Origin of the sequence: Enterococcus sp. AZ109 (assembly GCF_051714625.1) — a bacterium.
Classification (GTDB): Bacteria; Bacillota; Bacilli; order Lactobacillales; family Enterococcaceae; genus Enterococcus_A.
This window is the reverse complement of sequence record NZ_JBIOSF010000001.1, coordinates 311,037-332,885: the sequence shown is the minus strand read 5'-3', so window position 1 is coordinate 332,885 and position 21,849 is coordinate 311,037. Positions and strand designations below refer to the sequence as shown.

21 protein-coding genes are annotated in these 21,849 nt (G+C 40.2%); 5 read left to right on the top strand and 16 right to left on the bottom strand.

Features of this window, described 5'->3' with window-relative positions; genetic code table 11:
- The first annotated feature begins 77 nt into the window (after positions 1-77).
- The 3 genes from IGI42_RS01575 to IGI42_RS01565 are packed head-to-tail and all read left to right on the top strand — an operon-like array spanning position 78 to position 1,976.
- Positions 78-866, top strand: a complete 789-nt coding sequence (locus IGI42_RS01575; RefSeq protein WP_438713853.1) for a bifunctional hydroxymethylpyrimidine kinase/phosphomethylpyrimidine kinase — start codon at positions 78-80, stop codon at positions 864-866.
- 58 nt (positions 867-924) lie between these two features.
- Positions 925-1,419, top strand: coding sequence for an ECF transporter S component (locus IGI42_RS01570; RefSeq protein WP_438713852.1), 495 nt, complete (start codon positions 925-927; stop codon positions 1,417-1,419).
- 17 nt (positions 1,420-1,436) lie between these two features.
- A complete protein-coding gene (locus IGI42_RS01565; protein ID WP_438713850.1) occupies positions 1,437-1,976 on the top strand; it encodes a TIGR01440 family protein in 540 nt (179 codons plus the stop codon).
- A 41-nt stretch (positions 1,977-2,017) separates the two neighbouring features.
- On the opposite strand, the gene IGI42_RS01560 is transcribed toward IGI42_RS01565, so the two are convergent.
- The 15 genes from IGI42_RS01560 to IGI42_RS01490 all read right to left on the bottom strand — a co-directional run bounded on the left by IGI42_RS01560 (position 2,018) and on the right by IGI42_RS01490 (position 17,170).
- A complete protein-coding gene (locus IGI42_RS01560) occupies positions 2,018-2,503 on the bottom strand; it encodes a GNAT family N-acetyltransferase (protein ID WP_438713849.1) in 486 nt (161 codons plus the stop codon).
- Positions 2,504-2,616: 113 nt separating this feature from the next.
- The gene (locus IGI42_RS01555) at positions 2,617-3,129 is read right to left on the bottom strand and encodes a type 1 glutamine amidotransferase domain-containing protein (RefSeq protein ID WP_438713848.1); all 513 of its coding nucleotides are present in this window, start codon (positions 3,127-3,129) and stop codon (positions 2,617-2,619) included.
- Between the two features lie 105 nt (positions 3,130-3,234).
- Positions 3,235-5,478: an AAA family ATPase gene (locus IGI42_RS01550; RefSeq protein WP_438713846.1), complete on the bottom strand. Its 2,244-nt coding sequence runs from the start codon at positions 5,476-5,478 to the stop codon at positions 3,235-3,237.
- 17 nt (positions 5,479-5,495) lie between these two features.
- Positions 5,496-5,975: a DUF6530 family protein gene (locus IGI42_RS01545; RefSeq protein ID WP_207674195.1), complete on the bottom strand. Its 480-nt coding sequence runs from the start codon at positions 5,973-5,975 to the stop codon at positions 5,496-5,498.
- A gap of 117 nt (positions 5,976-6,092) precedes the next feature.
- Positions 6,093-6,941 (bottom strand): DegV family protein, encoded by an 849-nt coding sequence (locus IGI42_RS01540; protein ID WP_438713845.1) that lies wholly within the window; start codon positions 6,939-6,941, stop codon positions 6,093-6,095.
- Positions 6,942-7,021: 80 nt separating this feature from the next.
- Complete coding sequence (locus IGI42_RS01535) at positions 7,022-8,200, bottom strand: LCP family protein (RefSeq protein WP_438713844.1); 1,179 nt, start codon at positions 8,198-8,200, stop codon at positions 7,022-7,024.
- 101 nt (positions 8,201-8,301) lie between these two features.
- The gene (pheA, locus tag IGI42_RS01530) at positions 8,302-9,141 is read right to left on the bottom strand and encodes a prephenate dehydratase (protein ID WP_438713843.1); all 840 of its coding nucleotides are present in this window, start codon (positions 9,139-9,141) and stop codon (positions 8,302-8,304) included.
- A complete protein-coding gene (locus tag IGI42_RS01525; protein WP_438713841.1) occupies positions 9,141-9,641 on the bottom strand; it encodes a shikimate kinase in 501 nt (166 codons plus the stop codon). The genes pheA and IGI42_RS01525 overlap by 1 nt, the downstream gene beginning before the upstream one ends.
- Positions 9,642-9,643: 2 nt before the next feature.
- Positions 9,644-10,927, bottom strand: coding sequence for a 3-phosphoshikimate 1-carboxyvinyltransferase (gene aroA / locus IGI42_RS01520; RefSeq protein ID WP_438713840.1), 1,284 nt, complete (start codon positions 10,925-10,927; stop codon positions 9,644-9,646).
- Positions 10,928-10,931: 4 nt separating this feature from the next.
- On the bottom strand, positions 10,932-12,011 hold the full coding sequence (locus IGI42_RS01515; protein WP_438713838.1) for a prephenate dehydrogenase: 1,080 nt from the start codon (positions 12,009-12,011) through the stop codon (positions 10,932-10,934).
- A 14-nt stretch (positions 12,012-12,025) separates the two neighbouring features.
- The gene (gene aroC, locus IGI42_RS01510; protein ID WP_438713837.1) at positions 12,026-13,192 is read right to left on the bottom strand and encodes a chorismate synthase; all 1,167 of its coding nucleotides are present in this window, start codon (positions 13,190-13,192) and stop codon (positions 12,026-12,028) included.
- A 350-nt stretch (positions 13,193-13,542) separates the two neighbouring features.
- Positions 13,543-14,325 carry an ABC transporter ATP-binding protein gene (locus IGI42_RS01505; protein ID WP_438713835.1) on the bottom strand — a complete coding sequence of 261 codons (783 nt, stop codon included), beginning with the start codon at positions 14,323-14,325 and terminating at the stop codon, positions 13,543-13,545.
- Positions 14,326-14,329: 4 nt separating this feature from the next.
- Complete coding sequence (locus IGI42_RS01500) at positions 14,330-15,208, bottom strand: ABC transporter permease (RefSeq protein WP_438713834.1); 879 nt, start codon at positions 15,206-15,208, stop codon at positions 14,330-14,332.
- A gap of 3 nt (positions 15,209-15,211) precedes the next feature.
- Positions 15,212-16,231 carry a tryptophan ABC transporter substrate-binding protein gene (trpX, locus tag IGI42_RS01495; RefSeq protein WP_438713832.1) on the bottom strand — a complete coding sequence of 340 codons (1,020 nt, stop codon included), beginning with the start codon at positions 16,229-16,231 and terminating at the stop codon, positions 15,212-15,214.
- A 363-nt stretch (positions 16,232-16,594) separates the two neighbouring features.
- Positions 16,595-17,170 carry a hypothetical protein gene (locus IGI42_RS01490; protein WP_438713831.1) on the bottom strand — a complete coding sequence of 192 codons (576 nt, stop codon included), beginning with the start codon at positions 17,168-17,170 and terminating at the stop codon, positions 16,595-16,597.
- A 159-nt stretch (positions 17,171-17,329) separates the two neighbouring features.
- Between IGI42_RS01490 and IGI42_RS01485 the strand changes: the two genes are divergently transcribed.
- Together IGI42_RS01485 and efbA are read left to right on the top strand one after the other, a co-directional pair.
- On the top strand, positions 17,330-19,003 hold the full coding sequence (locus IGI42_RS01485) for a phosphoenolpyruvate carboxykinase (ATP) (protein ID WP_438713829.1): 1,674 nt from the start codon (positions 17,330-17,332) through the stop codon (positions 19,001-19,003).
- Between the two features lie 90 nt (positions 19,004-19,093).
- On the top strand, positions 19,094-20,797 hold the full coding sequence (gene efbA, locus IGI42_RS01480) for a fibronectin-binding protein EfbA (RefSeq protein ID WP_438713828.1): 1,704 nt from the start codon (positions 19,094-19,096) through the stop codon (positions 20,795-20,797).
- On the opposite strand, the gene IGI42_RS01475 is transcribed toward efbA, so the two are convergent.
- Positions 20,794-21,810 (bottom strand): AI-2E family transporter, encoded by a 1,017-nt coding sequence (locus tag IGI42_RS01475; RefSeq protein WP_438713826.1) that lies wholly within the window; start codon positions 21,808-21,810, stop codon positions 20,794-20,796. The genes efbA and IGI42_RS01475 overlap by 4 nt on opposite strands.
- Positions 21,811-21,849: the final 39 nt, after the last annotated feature.

The following is a 21,849-nucleotide window of genomic DNA, read 5'->3' as shown; positions in this document are numbered from 1 at the left end:
ATGAGCAACAAAACAACCAATTGGCTGTTTTTATTTTTATAACGCGTATTATAATAAGAAAACATAAGGAGGTCGTTATGGCAAAAACAATTTTAACAATTGCAGGATCGGACACCTTAGCTGGCGGTGGGCTACAGGCTGATTTAAAAACTTTTGAACATTATCAATTATTTGGATTAACAGCTATCACTTGTATTGCCGTAGTAGAGGAAGATGAATTTGTCATTCAAGATTTATCTGCTAACCTTTTAAAGCAGCAATTACAGACGATTTTAGATGTTGTCGATTTATCTGGGATAAAAATCGGATTGATCCATCGTCCAGAATCGATTCAGGTCATTAAGGATTTTTTAGTAAAACAAGCAGTGCCGATCGTTTTAGATCCGGTTTTAGCCTTTAAGGAAACCACGGAAGTTTATCAATCAGAATATCGTCATCTGTTGATGCAAGAACTATTTCCATTGGTAGATTTGGTTACACCCAACTTAAAAGAAGCCGAACTGTTAAGTCAAATCGAAATTACTGATGAAGCTAGCATGAAAAAAGCAGCCCAAGTGATTCACCAAGCAGGACAAACAGCAGTTGTAATTAAAGGTGGGCAGCGCTTATTGGGTACACAAGCGATTGATCTTTATTATGATGGAAAAACCTTCGAAGTCTTTCGCATGCCTAAATTAGAAGCAAAAACTATTAATGGTGCTGGCTGTACTTTCGCTTCTGCGATTGCATCTAATTTGGTTTTGGGTAAAACGCCTCTTGAAGCCATTGAACTAAGTAAAGAGTATGTTTATCAGGCCATTCAACAAGGTATTATGTTAAAAAACGGCGAAGGAAACGTTTGGTACCAAGAGGATCGTGATAGATGATCATCCTGTAACTTTTGTATAGTGAACATTGAATATGTCTTTTTTAAGGAGGAATAAAATGAAAATAAAAACCTTAACTACTTTAGCAATGATGATCGCCTTAACGGTGACGCTGTCCCTTATGTTTATTTTCCCGGTTCCAGCTACTAGAGGATTTGTGACATTATGTGAAGTGGGTATTTATACTTCATCACTATTATTTGGACCTGTGGGTGGCTTGTTTGTTGGTGCGATGAGCGGTGGTCTGATCGATTTAATATCCGGTTATCCTGAATGGGCCCTTTTTTCCATCATTATTCATGGCGTTCAAGGACTTATCCTTGGGTCTATTTATCAACGGATGTCATCACGGGCTGGTATGTTTGCTGGTTTTACTGCAGCGAGCTTATTTATGATCGTAGGATACGCTTTGGCAACCTCTTTTCTATATAGTTGGCCAGCTGGGTTAGCCTCATTACCAACGAATTTAATACAAAATCTATTCGGTATCGCCGTAACAGTTCCCTTATATCAAGCGCTACAACGCATCGTACACCGGGTACAATTTAAATAGAAGGAAGTTTTTAGATTATGGAAAAAGCAGAATTAAAAGAAACCTTAACCACTATCGTAAATGATATTTTGGCAGAAGCTGAGTTGAAACCAGGCAATGTTTTTGTTTTAGGTTGTACTACCAGTGAAATCGTCGGTGGGATGATCGGTAAAAACTCTAGCAAAGAAGTCGGTGAATGGGTGATCGAAACCTTGAAAGAACTACTAGATCCAAAAGATATTTATCTAGCAGTTCAAGGCTGTGAACATATCAATCGTGCCTTAGTTGTTGAACGAGAATTGGCAGAGAAAAAGGATTGGGAAGTCGTAAATGTGAAACCTGTTCTGCATGCTGGGGGTTCTTGTTCAGTAGCAGCGTTTGAACAATTTACTGATCCAGTTGAGGTTGAGCATATCATAGCTCAAGCTGGAGTGGATATTGGCGATACTTCTATCGGTATGCATGTAAAGCACGTGCAGGTTCCAGTCCGTCCTTCTATTAAAGAATTAGGCGGTGCTCATGTAACAGCATTAAGAAGTCGAGCAAAATATATTGGCGGACCGAGAGCAAATTACTAAATGTAAAAAGAACCCCACCTTCAACTATTGAAGAGGGGGTTTTATAGTTGTTTATAATAATACCTGTCCTGCTGATCAAAGATAAAACCGTTCGCTACTAAGACTTTAATAGACGCAATGTTTTGGGAATCTGGCTCGACGATTATAGTTTCAACGTCCGGTTCATTTTGTTGAATCGTGTGCATGAGCTGGTTAACGATTTGTTTGCCATAACCTTTACCCACGAATTCTGGTTCACCAATTAAATAATCTATACTAAAAACTTTATTAGGCTCCTGAACCTGTGTCCATTCTCCTAAGTCCTTTGCTTTGTAGCAATCGTAATATTGGCAAAAGCCAATTGACTGATCAGCAAACATCACTATATAGTGGTGTATCCAACTAAATTTTTCATGGCGCTGGTCAATTTCAGCAAGCCAATTTTCAGGATGAATTAGCCATCGCTGAACATAATCACGATAGAGCCAGGTCTTCATTAGTGAACGATCTTCATCCTCAAAGATACGAGTGGTTAGTTGCCGATCCATGAGTAGCCCTCCTATTTTCTTTGATAATTAAATTCTATCCTAATTATCAAGTCGTCTCAATAACAAAAAAGACTCCGAATATTTTTTAAATTCCCAGAGTCTCGAATTATCCGTTACGCGTTTAAAATTTCAACAATTTTTTCGTTAAAAGCTGGAATATCATCAGGATTCCGGCTAGTAACTAAGTTCTTATCTACAACCACTTCTTCATCCTTCACATTGGCGCCTGCATAAGCAATATCTGGGCGTACCGTGTCATAAGCGGTCATTGTGCGACCTTCTGTTAGACCTGTTTGAATAAACAACTGTGGGGCATGACAAATGGCAAATAGCGGACGATCGTTTTCCAAGAAATAAGCCACAAAGTCTACAAATCGTTGATCTGCCCGTAATTGGTCAGGTGAGAAACCACCTGGAATTAGTAACGCATCAAAATCTTCCGGTTTTACATCATCGATACTTGTATCAATGGTAAAAGTATTCCCTTGTTTACCTGTAATTTCTTTACCTGCTTCTTTTTCAATCAAAACAACTTCATTACCATCTTTTTCTAAAGCTTCTTTTGGGGAAGTTAACTCGACATCTTCCACTAAATCAGTGACTAATACTGCAATTTTCTTTGTCATATTGTATCTTCCTTTCTTTTAGCCTAGTTATAGCCTAACGAAGAAAGAAAGAGATTACAAATAATCTGTTTGTGTAGAAAAAGACTCAGTAGCATGTTAAATAAGTTAAACAAAACGACCAATTAATTGTAACAACTGTTGCGGCATAGTAGCTAAGTCACTAATGTCTACGAAACGATCTTCTCCATAGATGTTCTTAATAGCTTCTTTGTCTTCTCCTATTGTACATGCGATAAAAATAACACCTTTTCTTTCGTAATCAGCTAACACTTGTTGGATATCTGTTTGTGCCTTTTTCGCAGTGTAATCTGGCAAAGCTTTGGGTTGTCCGTCACTAATATTCAGAATGATTTTAGTATCTGCAGTTTCGGAACTAAGTGTATCTGCCAATAATCGCAAAGGAACACCGTCCCGATTATTTTGTCGCGGCTTCATAGTAGTGATTTTAGCCGCCAGAAAATCAAAGGGATCGTTGAACTCTTTATAAGAGTATAATGACGTCTTTTCACGTTGACTGACATCCGCCGAATCACCATAAAGCATGAAAGGAATCTTAGTCTTCTCAGCAAATAAGCCCAGTGCTAACGCAGCTTGCTTCGCTTTTTCAATCCGATCCTCTCGTACCATTGAGCCAGATTCATCCACTCGGACAGCTAAAGCCAAAGATGGCTGTTCGGTCGGCGGATTCTTCTTGTCAAAATTTCGTAAATCACCATAGGCCACTCGTGATGGATTGAAGCGGGAACCATAGTATTTCCCGCTGGAGTAATCGGAACTTTCTTCTTTTTCCAATAAATCGTTGATCACCCGACTTAGACTTTCTACTTCAGGCAATACCAGATGGGTCAGTTTTTTTCCGTCTTCAATCGCTTTAGTAGTTATCTTTGGTCGATGGACAATCGTCCCTTCTTTAGCATGGATCGTATCCTCCAGCACAGCGCGCGCTTTGCGGTTTAGTTCTTTGCGCTGTTGCTTATCCCATTCGACCATATCATCTAGGGAAAGATTGGAACCGAGTTTCTCTTCCTCAGACATTTTCACACTGTCACTTTTACCATCAGAGGTATTTCGCTGTGTGTCGTCCATTTCTTTTACTTGAGAACTCTTTGTTTGCGTTGGCTGTTCTTGTTCCACTTCTGACTTGCTATCTGGAGAATTTGTTGCTTCTTCTTCCATTGCTTCACCTTTTAATGTGGTGTGTTCTGACTCTTGGGTAATATTTCGTTTATCTGCTTCTTCCCCACTGATAATTCGTCCTTTATTCTTTTGAATGATTTCCTTGCTTTCTACTTGTTGAAGGTCGACTAACAGCTTGCTGTCATCTAAGGCAGTAGTTAAAATTGACAATTCATTCTCATCAGTTGTCAGCTTATACAATACCTTAGGATAAAGACTCTCTAAAGGATTTTGTCCTTGCTTCAGGCTGTTTACCCAAAAGAAATAAGAGCGCATTCCAGCTACCCCTTTAATTGCGTTAGCTTTTGCTGTTTCATCTAATAAGCGAATTACTTTTGCCATAATTTCTAAATAGCGTCCATCAGTAAAACCGGTTTTTGCTTGCGCTCGTTCCATCATCACTTCAATAGACGGCAAGTCCATTTTCTCAGCATGCTGTACCCGGTCACGTAATGATTCATTCAATGGTCGGTTTCCTTGATAATTCCGATTCGTAGTTATTACCACAACACAGTCTGGATGACGACGAATAATACCAGTCGGAATGTTCAAAATACCATTGTTTTCTAAAGCAGAGTTTAAAGCAACTAGAACCGAAGCGTCGCGAATAACCGTTGGCTCCTGAATTTCTAGTAAATAGCCTTTTTCAATTGCACGAACAATTTCTGATGGATAAAATTTATACTGGATCGGCCGGTTATCGTTGTCATCAGTGACCCGTTGAATTAGTTCAGCGAAACGTTCCCGTGCTTTTTCCTGACTAATGCTGTAATGACGAGCGATCAAATCAAGCACACCTTCTAAGCAATCAGCCTGATAAATCGCCTCTAACAGTTCGCCGTCTTCTTCGTCATCGGCCGAAACCACTGGTAGTAATGCGCCAAATACATCTGTTTTATCCATATCCGCAAAACAAGTCACCTTCGTATAAGGAAGCTGTAAATCAGCTGATAGTGCCCGAGCCAGCTGTGTCTTTCCTGAACCAGCATCGCCTTCTAGTAAAACATTCATAATCTTCATCTCTGGATCATTCCAATTCAGCTTGATCTCAGAGGCGATTCTTAATTCTTCCTGACTCGTCTGATGACTGGTAGGCTTACGCCATATCATTTGCTGCTCAACTTTAGAAAAATGACGGTTCTTGGTAACCGAATAATTTGTTATTTCCGTCATACTATGTCACATCCTTCTTAGTAACCTAAATCTGTTAACAGGCGTTTCAAAGTACGATAACGTTCTGCCAGCAGATCACCGTTTTTGTTCATGGTATCATTAAATAGAATAATATCCTCATCAATCATGGGATTTTCAGTATCGACTTCTACCGTCATGCGACCGCCTTGCAGTCCAATAATGTCAACTGTCGGATTTTCAGGGTCGTAAAATTTTTCATATCGATAGGCATCTTGTAAATACAAACTAGATTGAGCCACTAAAATCGCCAAATCTAAGATTCGATTAATTGGTAATTCTTCGGATTGACGGGACCATTTCTCACCGGTATGGCGCCACACCTTTCCAGAAATATCGACTTTTCCCCGGTCATTCCATTGAGCTAAGCCCAAAGTTAAACCTTTCGCATCACTGTCCCAAGCATTGTAACCATCGATTCGATCATAATTTTCTACTAAAAAGACCGGTTTATGCTTTAAATTTGTTGGAATTTTCATGAGTATTTTCTCCTTTACTAAATGAGTAAATTACTAAACAACTAAAGCATAGCGAACCCTCAGCAATTTTACAAACAAAAAAGACCACTAAGAACAAAATTCTTAGTGGTACATTTGTTACATTCCAGAAACACCTAGTGCAATTGCTTTATCGCCGAGATGAGTCCCAATAACCGGACCAAAGCTGCCGATTTCAATCACAGCATCCGGATACAGCTGGCGCAGTTTTTCATATTCAACTTGGGCTAACTCTAAATTATTGGCATGAATCACGTACAAGCGTAATTCTTCATCAGAATCCTGGCGATGCTGACCGATAATTTCTTCTGTCCGCTGTAACGCCTTTTTCAGTGATCGAATCTTTTCAGAAAGTACGATCTTCCCTTCAGTAAAGGTCAAAATTGGTTTGATTTTTAAAAGCCCGCCGATGATAGCCGCTCCATTTGTTAGCCGTCCACCTCGAACTAAATTGTTTAAATCATCCACGATGATATAGGCGTTAGTAGTATCACGAACACGATCTACCCCCGCAATAATTTCTGGCAATTCTTTCCCAGCATCTTTAAGCTCTAATGCCTTTTCTACCATGTAACCCATTGGCAGGCTAGTGATAGTCGAATCATAGGGAACAATCGTTAATCCGTCAATTTCGTCTTTAATCGTATGAAGCGTTCGGACAAAGCCGGAAATACCTTCTGATAGATGGATACTCAAAATCGTGTCATAGCCCTTTGCTTGGATCTTCTGATAAAGGGAAATGACTTCCCCTAAAACTGGTTGCGATGTTGTCGGGAACTCTTGACTTTGATTTAACAAACGATAAAACTCATCTTCATGAATGTTAACCCCTTCTTCAAAGGGCTGTCCGTCAATTACAACAGGAATAGGGATAATAAATAAATCTTTATGGTCCTTAATGCGTTCATTTAGATAGGCTGAGCTATCTGTCACGATCGCTAGTTTCATGATGATTTCCTCGTTTCACTTGAAAATTTGCAATAAATAAAATATAGCATACTCTACAGACCAATGGAATCTAAAATCGGTTATTTTGCTAAAAATGATTGAACAGCCTGCGCATTTTGGGCAAAATCAACGAATAAAACACTGCCTGCATTGTAAGTATCACCATAAGACCACGAGCCATCCACTGGCAAGGTCAGACGATCAATGCCCATTGCTGTCTTAGCAAAATTAAACGTATTCGCTAGAACAAAACCATTTCCCATATCAGTAGACAAGTAACCAAAAATTTTACCGGCTGCATAGGGTCCCCGTAATAAGACTAACGGATTCTTCAATTGGCTAAATACCGTTTGAATGACTTGTTGCTGCCTTCTTACTCGTCCAAAATCACCTTCTTCATCCATCCTGAAGCGGGCATAGTTTAATAAAGTGTGGCCATTCATTCGTTGCATTCCTTGAGAGATTGGTTCATCAATGTAGGCACTCATATCTTTTTCCGCCTCAATTGGTACGCCACTTGGAAATAACGCATCCACGCCCTTTTCAAAGGATTGGAAGTCAACCATGGCATAATAGCGACAATCGACGCCAAAATTTTCCTTCAACGTCTGACGGACTAAATCGGCACCACCGTAAGCATAAGCTGCATTTAGTTTGTTCTCACCAACACCAGGAATGTTCACGTACATATCACGCATAAAAGAAACCAGTTTCGTTTTACCAGTGCCATCCACCTGAAGAATCATCATAGAGTCGGCTCGTCCGGTTTCATTATCGCGGGTGTCACTACCTAGGAGCAAAATGTTTTTGGTCCCGTCAACTGACTCAACTCCATTAAATTCCTGAGTTTCGATGTCGGGAATAGAAGAATCAGAGCGAGCTACTACATTTCCAATACCAAATGTTACAGCAGAATACACCAGTAACAAGGCGATGATCTTAAGTATAATCCGACCAACTCTACGCTTTTTCTTAGGTTTTTTCCTGTTTGGATATACTTCTTGTCGTTTTGCTTTCCGCTTCCAGCGAGGTATTTTTAGCGCAGGAAATCTTAACTTTGACTTTTGTTTCGTTGGTTCATCATAATAATTATCTTCGAATTCTGGTTCTTCATACGCATTTTGAGTAAATACTGACTCATCATTAGGCGACTCTTGCTCATGTGTGGGCTTTTTGATCTCCCGCCGAACCAGTGATGCTTTACGCTCAGTTTTTTTACTTTCTTCATGGATTTTTTTATAACGATCCACTCGACTCATTGATCCACCTCTTTACTTGGATGTTGATAGTACAAAAATAGCAAAGGAATACTCTTTTGTTCTATTATACTCACAAAAAATAAGAAAACCTTAACGTAATGCTAAGGTTTTCGGTAGGTTGGATAAATTCCAATTAAGTTAAAGGGAAAGGCTTGTTTTTCAAGTCGTTCCAAGGCCGTCTGTAGCACGGCTTTGTCAGAGGGCACCTCGATATCCATGATAAAGAAATACTCTCCCAGCTTAGTTTTTTGCGGACGGGACTCGATTTTGGACAAATTGAGATCCGCTTTGCTGAAGATGCCTAGCATATGATACAAGGCTCCTGGCCGATCCATTGGCAGCTCTATCAGTAACGTCGCCTTTTGTTCCACAAAAATCAGATTTGTCGCAATCGGCTCATCTCCTAATAGCCAAAAACGGGTTTCGTTATTGGCTACTGTTTGGATGCCTTCTTTTACAATTGCTAAATCATATTCCTCGGCTGCCATTTTCGAGCCGATTGCTGCGTAAATTTCTTCCGGATGATCAGCCACTTTTTTCGCCCCCAAGGTAGTAGAGGCCATTGGTTCCACCTCTGCTTGAGGCAGATTTTTGTGAATGAACACCTGAGACTGAGCTAGTGCCTGCGGGTGGCTGCTAATCAGCGTCGCTTCCTGCCAACGATCTTGATTGTTTTTATGAACCATCAGCTGCTGAGCAATTGGCAAAATCAGCTCCCCTTGAATCGTCGGCAAGGTTTGATAAATCCCGTCGATGGTGGGTAAAACCGATCCTTCAATCGTATTTTCAACCGGCACCATCGCATAATCAATTTGCTTGTTCATGCGGGCATCGATTAATTGCATCAATGAATCATAGCTGATCAAGTTGCCGCTGGAAAAATAACTGCTGGCAGCCGAATGAGTGAAGGACCCCTTAGGACCCAAATAACCAATATCCATCACACGCCAACCTTTTCTCTAATTTCTGCGACGATTTCTTCAGGCGAACGATGAGAGGTATCCACAGTTACCTTTGCTAGTTTTTCATAAAATTTTTCTCGCGAGAAAAACAGATGTTTAATTTCACCGTCGTTCTTATTTGCGGCATTTGGTCGGATATTTTCTTTGTCTTGCCGAATTCGTTCGACTAAAACATCCGGATCTGTCTTCAAGTAAACCACCATTTTATCTGCCAAGATCTCTTGATTTTCTTTTTGCATAATTACACCACCACCAGTAGCAATGACCGATGCCTGTTGCACCGCTTCTTTTAATAAGTTTGTTTCATGCACTCTAAATGAAGGTTCACCGTGCTCCTCAAAGTACACATTGATCGGTCCAATTCGATCCACTAACACGTCATCCATATCTACTCGCTGGTAGGATAACGCCTCTGATAATTCTTTACTTATTGTTGTCTTTCCTGCTCCCATAAACCCAATCAACACAATTGCTTCCATTACTATACTCGCTCCTTTGCTAATTTATCCAAATCATTGAAAAATTCGGGATAAGAAATATTAATTGCTTCTGGATTGTTCAATTCAACCACTTCTTCAGTCAACAATGCAGCTACTTGCAACATCATACCGATGCGATGATCTCCGTGACTGTCTACTGCAGCTCCGTGTAACGGAGTCGGTCCGTGGATAATCATCCCGTCTTCTGTCGGTTCAATATTAGCCCCCATTTTATTTAACTCATCGGCAGTTGCATCGATCCGGTTTGTCTCTTTGACCTTCAGCTCCTGCGCGTCCTTAATAATGGTTGTTCCGGTTGCTTGCGTTGCTGCTAAAGCTAAAATTGGCAACTCATCGATTAAACGTGGAATAATCTCCCCACTGATTTCACAAGCATTTAATGCACTGCTTTCCACCAATAAATCGGCTGCCTCATTTTGGGTGTCTTCATTCATTTGAGTGATGTCCGCACCCATTTTTGCTAAGACATCCAAAATACCTGTTCGAGTGGGGTTGATCCCAACTTTTTTCAAACACAAAGAACTATTTGGTACTAATAGAGCCGCAACTAAGAAGAATGCCGCAGAAGAGATGTCCCCAGGTACATGCACTTCTTGTCCGACCAACTGCTGATTGCCAGGAAGTTTGATTTCCTTGTCGTTTACCTCAATCGTTCCGCCAAATTGACGAATCATCTGTTCGGTATGATTACGTGAACAAGCTTGTTCGATAACGGTCGTTTCACCTTCAGCCTGCAATGCAGCAAACAGAATCGCTGATTTCACCTGCGCACTAGCAATCGGCATTTGATATTCAATCCCTTGAAGTGTTCCTCCTTGGATAGTAATCGGCGGATACTCAGCGCCTTCATTTCCTACCAGATCTGCCCCCATCTGACGAAGCGGTCCCATAACACGCTCCATCGGTCGTTTATTCAAAGAAGCATCTCCTTGAATAGTCGAAGTGAACGGTCGACCTGCTAAAATCCCCATAACTAATCGCATGGTAGTCCCTGAATTACCAGCATCTAATAAATCAGATGGTGCTTTTAATCCGTCAAAGCCTTTTCCCTGAACAATCAATACGTCATCTTTCTCTTCAATTGAAACCCCTAAATTTTTAAAGACTGCTACTGAGCTTAAACAATCCTCAGCCTTTAAAAAATTATGAATCGTTGTCGTTCCGTGACTAATCGCTCCAAACATCACACTACGATGGGAAATTGATTTGTCTGCAGGAACGGCTAGCTCACCTATTAAACCTTTTGCCTTTGTCATTAAACGCATGCTTTTAACTCCTTATCCGACAATGAAATTTTTCAGCCTCAACTAACGCTTTTCCTGCTAGTAAATCGGCTTTATTTTTAAACGATAATTCCAAAACTCCGAAAATGTCTTCCCGTGTTTCTTGGATTTTTAAGTTAATAATCGAAATATGGTGTTGACTTAATACGGTTGTTACTTTTGCCACTGCTCCGGCGATATCTGGAATATCCACCAGTAAATCGTAGAAAGCTGGGATAGCGCCTTGATCTTTACGAGGCAATTGATCTCTATTTTTCTTCGCTTGAGAAAAGAACTGATGAATCGATGCACGATCGCCTTGTTCTAGTTGCTGCTTGACCGCAGACATTTCTGCCTGCCACTTATCCATCAAGTCCAATAGTATTCTCCGATTGGTTAATAAGATATCCGTCCACATCTGCGGATCTGAAGATGCTATCCGAGTAATGTCTCGGAATCCGCCGGCTGCCAATTGCTTCGCTCGCGGATAAGTTGCAGATAACTGGTCACTCATCTGCATTAGTCCAGATGCCACAATATGAGGAAGGTGACTTAAAACCCCTACTATCTCATCATGACTTGTTGGATCAAGGATAACAAATTTCGCTCGAGTAGGTGTTAAGAGTTCAATTAATTCGTCCACTTCTGTCTGCTGATCTCCGGAAGGCGTTAAAATATAGTAGGCTTTCTCGAAAAGATTCGGATTGGCTGCCGTCACGCCTGATTTGTGTGAACCTGACATCGGATGTCCCCCAACAAAAGTAAAGGGTAGTGTTTCAGCCAGTTGTACAACGGCTGACTTGGTACTTCCTACATCAGTGACAATTGCGTTTTGTTTCAAAGGCAGCTGAGCCAGCTTTTCTAAATACTCCAAAGAGACGCTAACTGGAACAGCCAAGATAATAATGTCCATCTCTACTGCTGCTTCGATCCCCAGAGCTACTTCGTCAACAATGCCAGTCTGCTGGGCAATTTCACAACTTTCCGCTTTGAAGTCCCAGCCGTATAATTTAATGTTGGGCTGCTTTATTGCACGACATAAGGAGGCGCCGATTAACCCTAGACCAACAACAAAAATATTCTTCATATAGTATGACCTTCCTAAAACGCCGTGTGCTGCTGGCGGGTATCGTTGACACTTTTAATCAAATCAGCTAAATTGTCCGCTTGAAATTGTTCTAAAATTTCAGTCGCAATAACTGTTGCTACAACATTTTCCGCTACGATAGCTGCTGCCGGCACGGCCGTACTATCTGAACGCTCTACACTTGCCTTGTAAGGTTCTTTGGTATCAATATCAACGCTCATTAACGGCTTATACAAGGTAGGGATAGGCTTCATTACACCACGTACGATGATTTGTTCACCATTGGTCATGCCGCCTTCAAAGCCGCCTAAATGGTTGCTCGTGCGCGTATAACCAGCATCTTGATTCCAAATAATCTCATCCATCACTTCTGATCCAGGACGATTTGCGGCCTCAAAGCCGATGCCAAATTCAACACCTTTGAAGGCATTGATACTGACAATGGCTTGAGCGATTTTGCCGTCCAGTTTGCGGTCCCATTGAACGTAGCTGCCTAATCCAGCAGGTACATTTTCTAAGCGAACCTCCACGACACCACCGATCGTATTACCAGCTTTTTTTGTTTCATCAATTTTCATTTTAACTTCGTCTTCAATCGAAGGGTCAATCATGTTTACTTCAGATGCGTCTGCGGCCTGTTGAATCTCTTTAACACTAATGACTGGTGGGACTTGTGCTTGAATCCCGCCCAAATTCACCACATGACTCGCAATCTCGATGTCCAAAGCTTGTAGAATCTGTTTAGCTAGTGCGCCAACGGCTACTCGCATCGTGGTTTCTCGTGCAGAGGACCGTTCTAAGATGTTGCGTAAATCACGGTGTTGATATTTCATACCGCCAACCAGATCTGCATGACCGGGTCTAGGCTTGGTAACTTTTCTTAATTGCGTATCTTTTTCGGCAACTTCTCCTACTGACATGACGGTTTGCCAGTTTTTCCAATCGCGGTTTTCAACGATCATCGTAATCGGAGAGCCAAGTGTCTTCCCGTGACGAATGCCTGAAGTAATTTGAACCTGATCTTTTTCAATTTTCATCCTGCCGCCGCGACCGTAGCCGCCTTGCCGTTTTGCTAATTCTTGATTGATTTTCTCCACTGATACAGTAATACCGGCTGGTACTCCTTCAATAATAGCTGTTAGCTGTGGTCCGTGTGATTCTCCTGCTGTCAAATAACGCATCCTTCATTCCTCTTTCTAACCTGATTTCTTTCAACAAAAAAGACCCGTTGTAGGATATACATCTACAATGGGTCTACTAAAAGAAAAAAGCCATTATAGATGAATCATCTACATGGCTTTAAAGTCAATTTAAAGTTCTTCAGCCATCATAGATACAAACTTGCGTTGTTTGCATCCATGAGCTCATGAATACAAACCTATCTAAAATAGCTAAAGTAAAAAGTATTCAGTTGTGGATGTCTAGTTTTTATCATGATCATCGCTCCAAACTGATTAGTGATTGAAACAAGTATAAATTTGTTTATTTTACTTGTCAATCCTTTTTTGAACTTTCCGCTACTTAGGCAGTTTTACAAGCTTTCGTCTTCGGTATCTTCTTCTTCAAAGAACAAGAAAAGGTCGGTTAATGAAAGTTGTGCTTTTTCTTCGCCTTTTAAATCTTTGACGATTTGTCCTTTTTGCATCACAATTAATCGGTTGCCGTAGTTCAAGGCATCTTCCATCTTGTGAGTAACCATTAAACAGGTCAGCTGCTCTTGTTTAATCTTCTGATCAGTGACCTTCATTAATTGACGTGCTGTTTTAGGATCTAATGCGGCGGTGTGTTCATCTAATAATAATAAATCGGGTTTCGTCAATGTAGCCATCAGCAGGCTAAGTGCCTGACGCTGACCACCTGACAAGAAACCAGTGGGTGTATCCAAATGATTTTCTAATCCATTACCTACTTGACTGCATAGCTGATAATAGGCTTCTTTTTTTTGTGATAGATTACGCGGACGTAACGCTCGCTTTTGTCCACGTTTTTCCGCTAAACCTAAATTCTCAGCAACGGTCAAACGAGGAGCCGTTCCCATCTTGGGGTCTTGAAACACGCGCGAGATATAATTGGCTCTTTTTTCTTCAGATAGTTTAGTTACGTCATTTCCCATAACTGAAACCGTACCACTATCTAATTGCATCGTGCCAGAAATACTATTAAACAACGTACTCTTTCCTGCACCGTTTCCACCAAGTACGGTTACAAATTCGCCTGGCTGGATCGTCAGATTGACAGAGCGAAGAATTTGGCGTTTGTCATTGATGCCGTTTCGAATGGTTTTTGTTGCTTGTTTAATTTGTAATGCGTCCATCTTCTTACTCCTTTTCCAGTCCTGTTTTTAAGTTTAGCGCTTCTTTTAGTCGTGGAATCATCAAGCAAATCGCTAGAATGATTGACGAGAAGATCTTCAAGTAAGTCGTATCTAGACCTAGCTTGATAATTAACAAAATCAGCAGCTGGTAAATAACACTGCCCAACACGACGGCGACTAAACGCTCACCAAAAGATAATTCGCCATATAATACTTCTCCGATAATAATTGAAGCTAATCCAATAACGATCACACCAATCCCTTTACCAATATCAGCATAGCCGTCGTTTTGAGCGATTAAGGCACCTGAAAGAGCGATTACTCCATTTGATAAAGTTAAACCGATCACCTTCATGCGGTCGGTGTTAATCCCGATAGAACGAGCCATGTTTTCATTATCACCAGTCGCAATATAGGCTTGTCCAAAATCAGTGAAAAAGAAGAATAACAGTAACGCAATAATTAAGCTAACTGCAATTAAGCCTAAAATGACAATATCAAAGTGGTTCGGTAAATTTAAACTTGTAAAAAAGTCTTGAATCTTTGGCTTACCTAGCAATGACAAGTTTGGCGTCTGCATGATGAACAACATGACTGAGTTCAACCCTGACATTACTAAGATACCAGCCAAAATCACCGGAATTTTTCCTTTCGTATACAGCATTCCTGTAATAAAACCTGCACACATACCGGCTAAAATCCCTAACAATGTCGCTAATACCGGATGGATCCCTTGGGTGATGGCAGTCACACAAACTGCCCCACCTAAAGGAAACGACCCTTCAGTTGTCATATCTGGAAAGTTTAAAATACGGTAGGTCATAAATATTCCTAGCCCTAAAATCCCCCATAAAAATCCTTGTCCGATTGCTGAAATGACCATTTTCTATTCTCCTTCAACCATTGTTGCTTCTTTTTTAATATCTTCCGGAATTGTAATTCCTAGTTCAGCAGCTTTCTTCTCGTTAATGATCATTTCGCCGTAATCAATTACATTAACTGGTGTATTCCCTGCATCTGTGTTGCCTTTTAATACGTCGGCAGCCATTTTTCCTGTTTCTACGCCTAAGTCAAACTGGTTTTGACCAATTGTTGCAATTCCGCCTTCGGTTACCATGTTGTCAACTGATACGAAGACTGGTGTTTGCGTTTTGTCTGATTCGTTGATAACCGTTTGGAAAGCATTAGCAATAATGTTATCTTGCGGTACATAGATAAAATCATTTTCTGCCGCTGCTGATTGTGCTAACTGGGCAATTTCATTGCTTGAAGATACGGCATAGCGAGTAGCTTCGTAGCCTTGTTCTTGGGCCATTTTTTCAGCATTGTCAATTTGTGCTTGTGAGTTTTCTTCTGAAGATGAGTACAGCAACGCGATCTTCTTCGCTTCTGGGAACAATGCTTTAATTAGTTCAAACTGTTGACCAACTGGTGCTAAATTGTTTACGCCGGTTACGTTGCCGCCTGGTTTTTCCAAGCTTTCCACTAAGTCAGCACCGATTGGATCACTAATCGCTCCCATGATTACCGGAATTTCTGAAGTCCCGTTGGCTAAAGCTTTAGCGGCTGGTGTAGCAACACCGACTAATACGTCTGAATCTTTGTTCAATAATTGCTGCGTCATGGTGTTTAATTTACTTTGGTCGCCTTGACCATTTAAAAATTCGATATTGATGTTCTCGCCTTCAACAAAGCCTTCTTGCTTCAAGCCTTCGATGACGCCATCAGAGATTTGATCCAATGATGGATGGCTGATAAATTGTAAAATCCCTACTGTCTGCATATCTTTCGAATTTTCATCTGTTTCAGTATTCGCATTTTGTCTAGAGCCCATTTGATAAGCAAAAACTCCAATTAATATGACCGCCAATGCAATAATAGAACCAATAATCCCTTTGTTTTTCATGATAATTCCCCCAAATTTTTAGTATGTTTGTTTGTATGATTGCGTTTATAACGAAAAAGGACAACTACCTCAACATTTACGGTAGTCGCCCTAAAAAAGACAAAAACCGCATAGATCTGCTCTATGCGGGAAATGACACAAATAGTACCAGCGCATAGATACACAATTTAGAGATAGTCTAAACGTTGTATCTATGAAGTGAATTCATAAACACAACTTATCTACGCCAGTTTTGCCAGCTATTCAATTGAACGGATAAGTTTGCTTTAGACATGAATGTCACTCCTTCTTTGATATTGACAATAGTCTATCGAAAAATCAGATAGCTGTCAATGGTATTTATTAAAAAAAGATGAACTTATTTTAGTTATTCTCATTTTCAGCCTTTAAGCGCCACATTGGCAAGCGATTTAGTTCTGGAATGAATTCTTTGTTTAGATCAGCTAAGTCTTCCATCACAAAACGATTTCTCTCTTGACCCTTTTGGAAGAAAACAAATGTTACTTTAGTAGGATCTACATCGTACTCTTTGGCAATTTTACTACTATTGTAAACTAACGGATAATAATAGAAGCTTCGATTTAATTCTTCTTCCTGTTTTGGCGTATCTAGAATGGCAAGTACATTTTCAAAAGAAGCGCCATGTGGTTGGGCAAACATCACTGAGATTGCTGAACTGTTTTTTATCTCTTGATCGGCTTCGCCATAGTCAAAAGGGATTATATGATCCGAATGAATTGTTTGATTAACTAATGTATTTAGTTCGTCACGTCGCACGCTCTTTTGAGCATAACCAACTGTTACTGAAAAGATAATCGAAAAAATGACTAAACTTGCTGCGATCGCTAATGATTTCTTCTCGTTTTCAGACACGGTTTCAATAAACAGCTGCCACCCAGCAGTTATTCTGTCTCTGATCGTCATCAAAAAAGTCTTCATTTTCTAACCTCCTGTACTTATTATATCGGTTCTATCTAGGCTTGACTAGCTTAATCTCATCTCTTCAACCAAAGGAGTCATTAATGTTTTTTTAAGATTTGTACCGATAACATTTTAATGCTATTATAATGTTATACCGATTGTAGAGGAGGACGCCACATGAGTAGCATACAGTTTTTTAAGCAGACCGAGATTACTGACAAAAATCCAATCTTTTCTGTCACGCGCACGATTATTGAAACCGCTTTTTACGGAAACAACGTAACCCCAGTTACATCCTTGTCTGAGGCGTATCATTTAGCGAAAAAAGCCCCAGATGTCATCGTCACCGATTTGCCTGTTCGACACACCGAAGAATTAGGATTACCTGGTGACACCAAGGTGCTCGTATCCAGCGATGGCGAGATCGTTGGTCGAACAGCCGCAGCACGTCGCGTTATCGGACATGCTGGAATAGATGAAGCTTACCATGATAAATTGTTACGGGAAGCTGTTTTTGAAGTAGGCAAAAAAGAGTGTTACAGCGGTGATGTCTATGTAGGATTAGACAAAGAATTTACAATGCAAGCTCACGTGTTGCTGCCTAAAGAATATGCCGCTAATTTGTATACTTATTTACTAAACTTCCAAATCGTCCAAGAATCACTAGGATTTTATGCCAATTCAGATCCAATACCAGAAGGAGATATCTTCGTATTGGCAGATCCTGACTGGTCACATCCTGATTTTCCACACGGTTTAGTTTTAGTAGACTCTGAGCATAATTGTGCAGCTGTCTTAGGATTACGCTATTTTGGTGAATTGAAAAAAGCGACGTTGACTTTAGCTTGGGCTGCCGGCCATCGCAACGGATTTATTGCTTGCCACGGTGGGATGAAACAATATTCCGCTTCGACTGGCAACTATACTATGGCTGCTTTTGGTTTATCAGGTTCTGGTAAATCGACTATTACACTAGCAAAACACGATGGTAAGTATCCTATCAAGGTACTTCATGATGATGCCTTTGTTATTTCTAAGAAAAAAGGCTCCACTACTGCATTGGAACCTTCTTATTTTGATAAAACGCAAGATTACCCTAGTAGTAGCGAAGAATTAAGCCACGTCGTTACTGCACAAAATGTCGGTGTTACTTTAAACGAAAACGGCGAAAAAGTTTTAGTAACTGAAGATATTCGAAATGGTAATGGACGAAGTATCAAGAGCCGCTATGCTACCGAAAATCGGGTGGATCATTTATCCGAAAACGTTGATGGTATTTTCTGGATCATGAAAGATGACAGCTTGCCACCTGTAATTAAAGTAAATGATCCATGTTTAGCTGCTGTTTTCGGTGCTACTCTAGCCACTAAACGTTCTACTGCTGAAAATATTATCAAAGCGAAGGCTAATGTCGATCAGCTAGTAATTGAACCATTTGCGAATCCATTCCGTAGTTATCCGCTAGGTGAAGATTACCAAGACTTCTTGGAACTATTCCAAAAAGGACAAACGGATTGCTATATCCTGAACACTGGTGTATTTGAAGATAATGATGTAACTCCGAAACATACCTTATCTTCAATCGAAAAAATTGTTGAAGGTACGGCAGAATTCAAAACTTTTGGACCGTTAAAAGCTTTGTCTTACCTCCCAATTGAAGGACACGAACCGCCATTTGAAGATGCGTCGTATATTGAGAAATTGATAGGACGGATTGAAACCCGGTTAGCCTTCATTCAAAAGCGAAAGACCGTAAACGAGGGTTATGATCGTCTGCCGAATGAGACGGAAACATTGTTGCTGCTATTATTAGAAGAATTGGCAACTTATAAAGAATCACTAACTAAATAATCGAATTAAGCTTTGCCAGTGACTTACTGTTGGTCACTGGCACTTTTTTCGTTATAATAGAATCACTATGAAAAGAAACGAGGGAAAAAGATGTCATTTGACGGAGTTTTTACCCATGCAATGGTGAATGAATTGCGAACCGTGTTATTAAGCGGCCGAATTTCCAAAATTCACCAACCTTATGAAAATGAAGTAGTTTTAGTCATTCGATCACAGGCAAAGAATCATCGCCTGTTACTTTCAGCACACCCTAGTTATGCTCGCGTTCAGCTAACCGAGATTGCTTACCAAAATCCTGATACGCCGCCTAATTTTGCCATGATGCTGCGCAAACACTTAGAAGGAGCTATTTTAGAAGACATTCAACAAATTGAAAATGACCGAGTCATTCATTTTACCTTTACTAAACGGAATGAATTAGGAGATTTACAAGATATTGAACTAATTGTTGAGCTAATGGGTCGCCATTCTACAATTATCTTGTTAAATAGCGAGACTGGTAAAATTCTCGATGCGATTAAGCATGTAGGTCATTCTCAAAATACTTATCGTACCATCTTACCTGGCAGTGACTATATCACGCCGCCCAAACAAGACCAACAAAATCCCTTTACAGCAACTAAAGAAAGTGTTTTTCACCTCTTATCTACTGCTGAGGAATTAAACGGAAAGTATTTGCAGCAGCAATTTCAAGGCTTAGGTCGTGATACTGCTGAAGAATTAGCCTATCGCTTAAATCACAATCCGAACGATAAAATGACCGTTTGGCAAAGTTTCTGGCAAGACATAACCAGTAACCTACAACCCACTTTAGGTTTGAAAAACGACAAAGAATTCTTCGCACCACTGCTTTTCGAAACGTTTGATAAACCGGTAGCATACCCTACTTTGAGCTTATTACTGGATGCTTTTTATGGCGAAAAAGCCGAAAAAGATCGGGTAAAACAACTAGGTAATGACTTGATTCGCCGCGTTGAAAATGAGATCAAACGGAATCAAACCAAGTTAGAAAAGCGTCAGAAAACCTTGAAGGATTCAGAAAACGCTGAGGAATTTCGTCGTGATGGCGAGCTGTTAACTACCTTTATGACTCAAGTCCCACGCGGTGCAGAATCAGTGGATTTGGCGAATTATTATGATGAAGACCAGATGATCACCATCCGTTTGAATCCCGCTTTGACGCCAAATCAGAACGCGCAGAAATATTTCCAACGCTATCAAAAGCTGAAGAATGCCGTGAAATTGATCTATAAACAAATCGATGAAGCAAAAGAAGAATTAGCCTATTTGGAGTCTATCTTAGCTCAGTTAGAAATTGCCGGACCGATGGACATTGAGGTTATCAAGGAAGAATTAGTGGCTAGTGGCTACTTGAAGAAAAAGAAAAGTAAAAAGAATCGCAAGCAAGCTCCTTCCCAACCTGAGATTTTTTATGCCAGTGATGGCACGCAAATTTTGGTTGGTAAAAATAACTTGCAAAACGATCAATTGACCTTAAAGAAAGCTCGAAAAACGGATATCTGGCTACATGCCAAAAACATCCCAGGTTCTCACGTAATTATCAAGGATGACGATCCAAGTGATGAAACCTTGCTAGAGGCTGCTGAATTAGCTGCTTACTTCTCCAAGTTTCGTCATTCGGCACAAGTACCGGTGGACTATGTAGCTGTCAAGCATGTGCACAAGCCAAATGGCGCTAAACCTGGCTTTGTCATTTATGAAAATCAAAAAACATTATATGTAACACCTGAAGAACAAACAATTGAAGAACTGAAAAAGAACCAAGGGAATTAACTTTCCTTTGGTTCTTGTTTTACTTGTACATGAATTACTTCTAAGAAAAAAGTAAAAATCGGAATTCCTACGATTAATCCCCAGACACCTAAAAAATGTTCACTCAGTAGCAAAATAACAAAAGTATAGAAAATTGGCAGCTTAGTACGACTAGACATTAGCTTCGGATTTAAGATGTATGACTCGATTACATGTACTACCATTATTAGCAATAACACGTAAATCACTGTCTGCAGACCGTTAATTGAATAAGCAATCAGTGTTAATGGCACGAAAGAAATGATCACCCCAGCCACCGGGATCAGACTTAAAAAGAATATCATTATTGCTAAAGATGGCAGTTGGTTAAACCCGATTAAAGCCAAACCAGCCGTTGTAATTGCCGTATTCGCCAATGCAATCAATAATTGAACCTCTAATACTACCCCGAAAGTTTCAGTAAAAATTTTAGCAAAATAATAGACATCCTGAAAGAACCAGGCATAATCACTGCTTAAAAAATGTCTAGAAAACCGGAATGTCTGCTCCTTTTCGATCATAAAGAAAAAGCTCAATAAGAAGGACATAAAAAAGGACACGGCGATACGGCCAACATTTTGTAGTTGCTGGAAGAGAATCCCCGCTCCACTTTCCAATTTGTCCTGCCAATTATGGGTTTCAAAATAGGTAGACAAATAATCAGTTACCCCGGAAGAATCAAACTCCGCATGACGATAAAATTGTAGCAATGAATTATAGGTTTGGATTGCCTGCTGAGCCAAAATCGTCGCATAACGGGAAAACAGCAAGTATAACAGAAAGACTGCCACAAGATATAAACCAATTGTCGCCGCCATATGTGGAAGCTTTAAATATCGATTCAACAGCTTCACGATTTTCGATGACAGATAAGTAAAAATAAAGGTCAGTAAGGCAATCGAAATGAACGATCGCGACAGATAAATAACTAGAATTAGGACTGCCAATACAACAAAACGCCGCAGTCGGATGTTTTCAACAAACTTTTGATACATACACATCCCTCCACTGCTTTCCAATATACCATTAAAGCT

Excerpts from the sequence above, each read along its gene's own strand:
- IGI42_RS01485 (WP_438713829.1), top strand. The coding sequence starts at position 17,330 with ATGAGTAGCATACAGTTTTTTAAGCAGACCGAGATTACTGACAAAAAT.
- IGI42_RS01525 (WP_438713841.1), bottom strand. The coding sequence starts at position 9,641 with ATGGAAGCAATTGTGTTGATTGGGTTTATGGGAGCAGGAAAGACAACA.
- trpX (WP_438713832.1), bottom strand. The coding sequence starts at position 16,231 with ATGAAAAACAAAGGGATTATTGGTTCTATTATTGCATTGGCGGTCATA.
- IGI42_RS01555 (WP_438713848.1), bottom strand. The coding sequence starts at position 3,129 with ATGACAAAGAAAATTGCAGTATTAGTCACTGATTTAGTGGAAGATGTC.
- IGI42_RS01550 (WP_438713846.1), bottom strand. The coding sequence starts at position 5,478 with ATGACGGAAATAACAAATTATTCGGTTACCAAGAACCGTCATTTTTCT.
- aroC (WP_438713837.1), bottom strand. The coding sequence starts at position 13,192 with ATGCGTTATTTGACAGCAGGAGAATCACACGGACCACAGCTAACAGCT.
- IGI42_RS01515 (WP_438713838.1), bottom strand. The coding sequence starts at position 12,011 with ATGAAGAATATTTTTGTTGTTGGTCTAGGGTTAATCGGCGCCTCCTTA.
- aroA (WP_438713840.1), bottom strand. The coding sequence starts at position 10,927 with ATGCGTTTAATGACAAAGGCAAAAGGTTTAATAGGTGAGCTAGCCGTT.
- IGI42_RS01560 (WP_438713849.1), bottom strand. The coding sequence starts at position 2,503 with ATGGATCGGCAACTAACCACTCGTATCTTTGAGGATGAAGATCGTTCA.
- efbA (WP_438713828.1), top strand. The coding sequence starts at position 19,094 with ATGTCATTTGACGGAGTTTTTACCCATGCAATGGTGAATGAATTGCGA.
- IGI42_RS01570 (WP_438713852.1), top strand. The coding sequence starts at position 925 with ATGAAAATAAAAACCTTAACTACTTTAGCAATGATGATCGCCTTAACG.
- pheA (WP_438713843.1), bottom strand. The coding sequence starts at position 9,141 with ATGGATATTGGTTATTTGGGTCCTAAGGGGTCCTTCACTCATTCGGCT.
- IGI42_RS01575 (WP_438713853.1), top strand. The coding sequence starts at position 78 with ATGGCAAAAACAATTTTAACAATTGCAGGATCGGACACCTTAGCTGGC.
- IGI42_RS01475 (WP_438713826.1), bottom strand. The coding sequence starts at position 21,810 with ATGTATCAAAAGTTTGTTGAAAACATCCGACTGCGGCGTTTTGTTGTA.
- IGI42_RS01545 (WP_207674195.1), bottom strand. The coding sequence starts at position 5,975 with ATGAAAATTCCAACAAATTTAAAGCATAAACCGGTCTTTTTAGTAGAA.
- IGI42_RS01565 (WP_438713850.1), top strand. The coding sequence starts at position 1,437 with ATGGAAAAAGCAGAATTAAAAGAAACCTTAACCACTATCGTAAATGAT.
- IGI42_RS01505 (WP_438713835.1), bottom strand. The coding sequence starts at position 14,325 with ATGGACGCATTACAAATTAAACAAGCAACAAAAACCATTCGAAACGGC.
- IGI42_RS01490 (WP_438713831.1), bottom strand. The coding sequence starts at position 17,170 with ATGAAGACTTTTTTGATGACGATCAGAGACAGAATAACTGCTGGGTGG.
- IGI42_RS01535 (WP_438713844.1), bottom strand. The coding sequence starts at position 8,200 with ATGAGTCGAGTGGATCGTTATAAAAAAATCCATGAAGAAAGTAAAAAA.
- IGI42_RS01540 (WP_438713845.1), bottom strand. The coding sequence starts at position 6,941 with ATGAAACTAGCGATCGTGACAGATAGCTCAGCCTATCTAAATGAACGC.
- IGI42_RS01500 (WP_438713834.1), bottom strand. The coding sequence starts at position 15,208 with ATGGTCATTTCAGCAATCGGACAAGGATTTTTATGGGGGATTTTAGGG.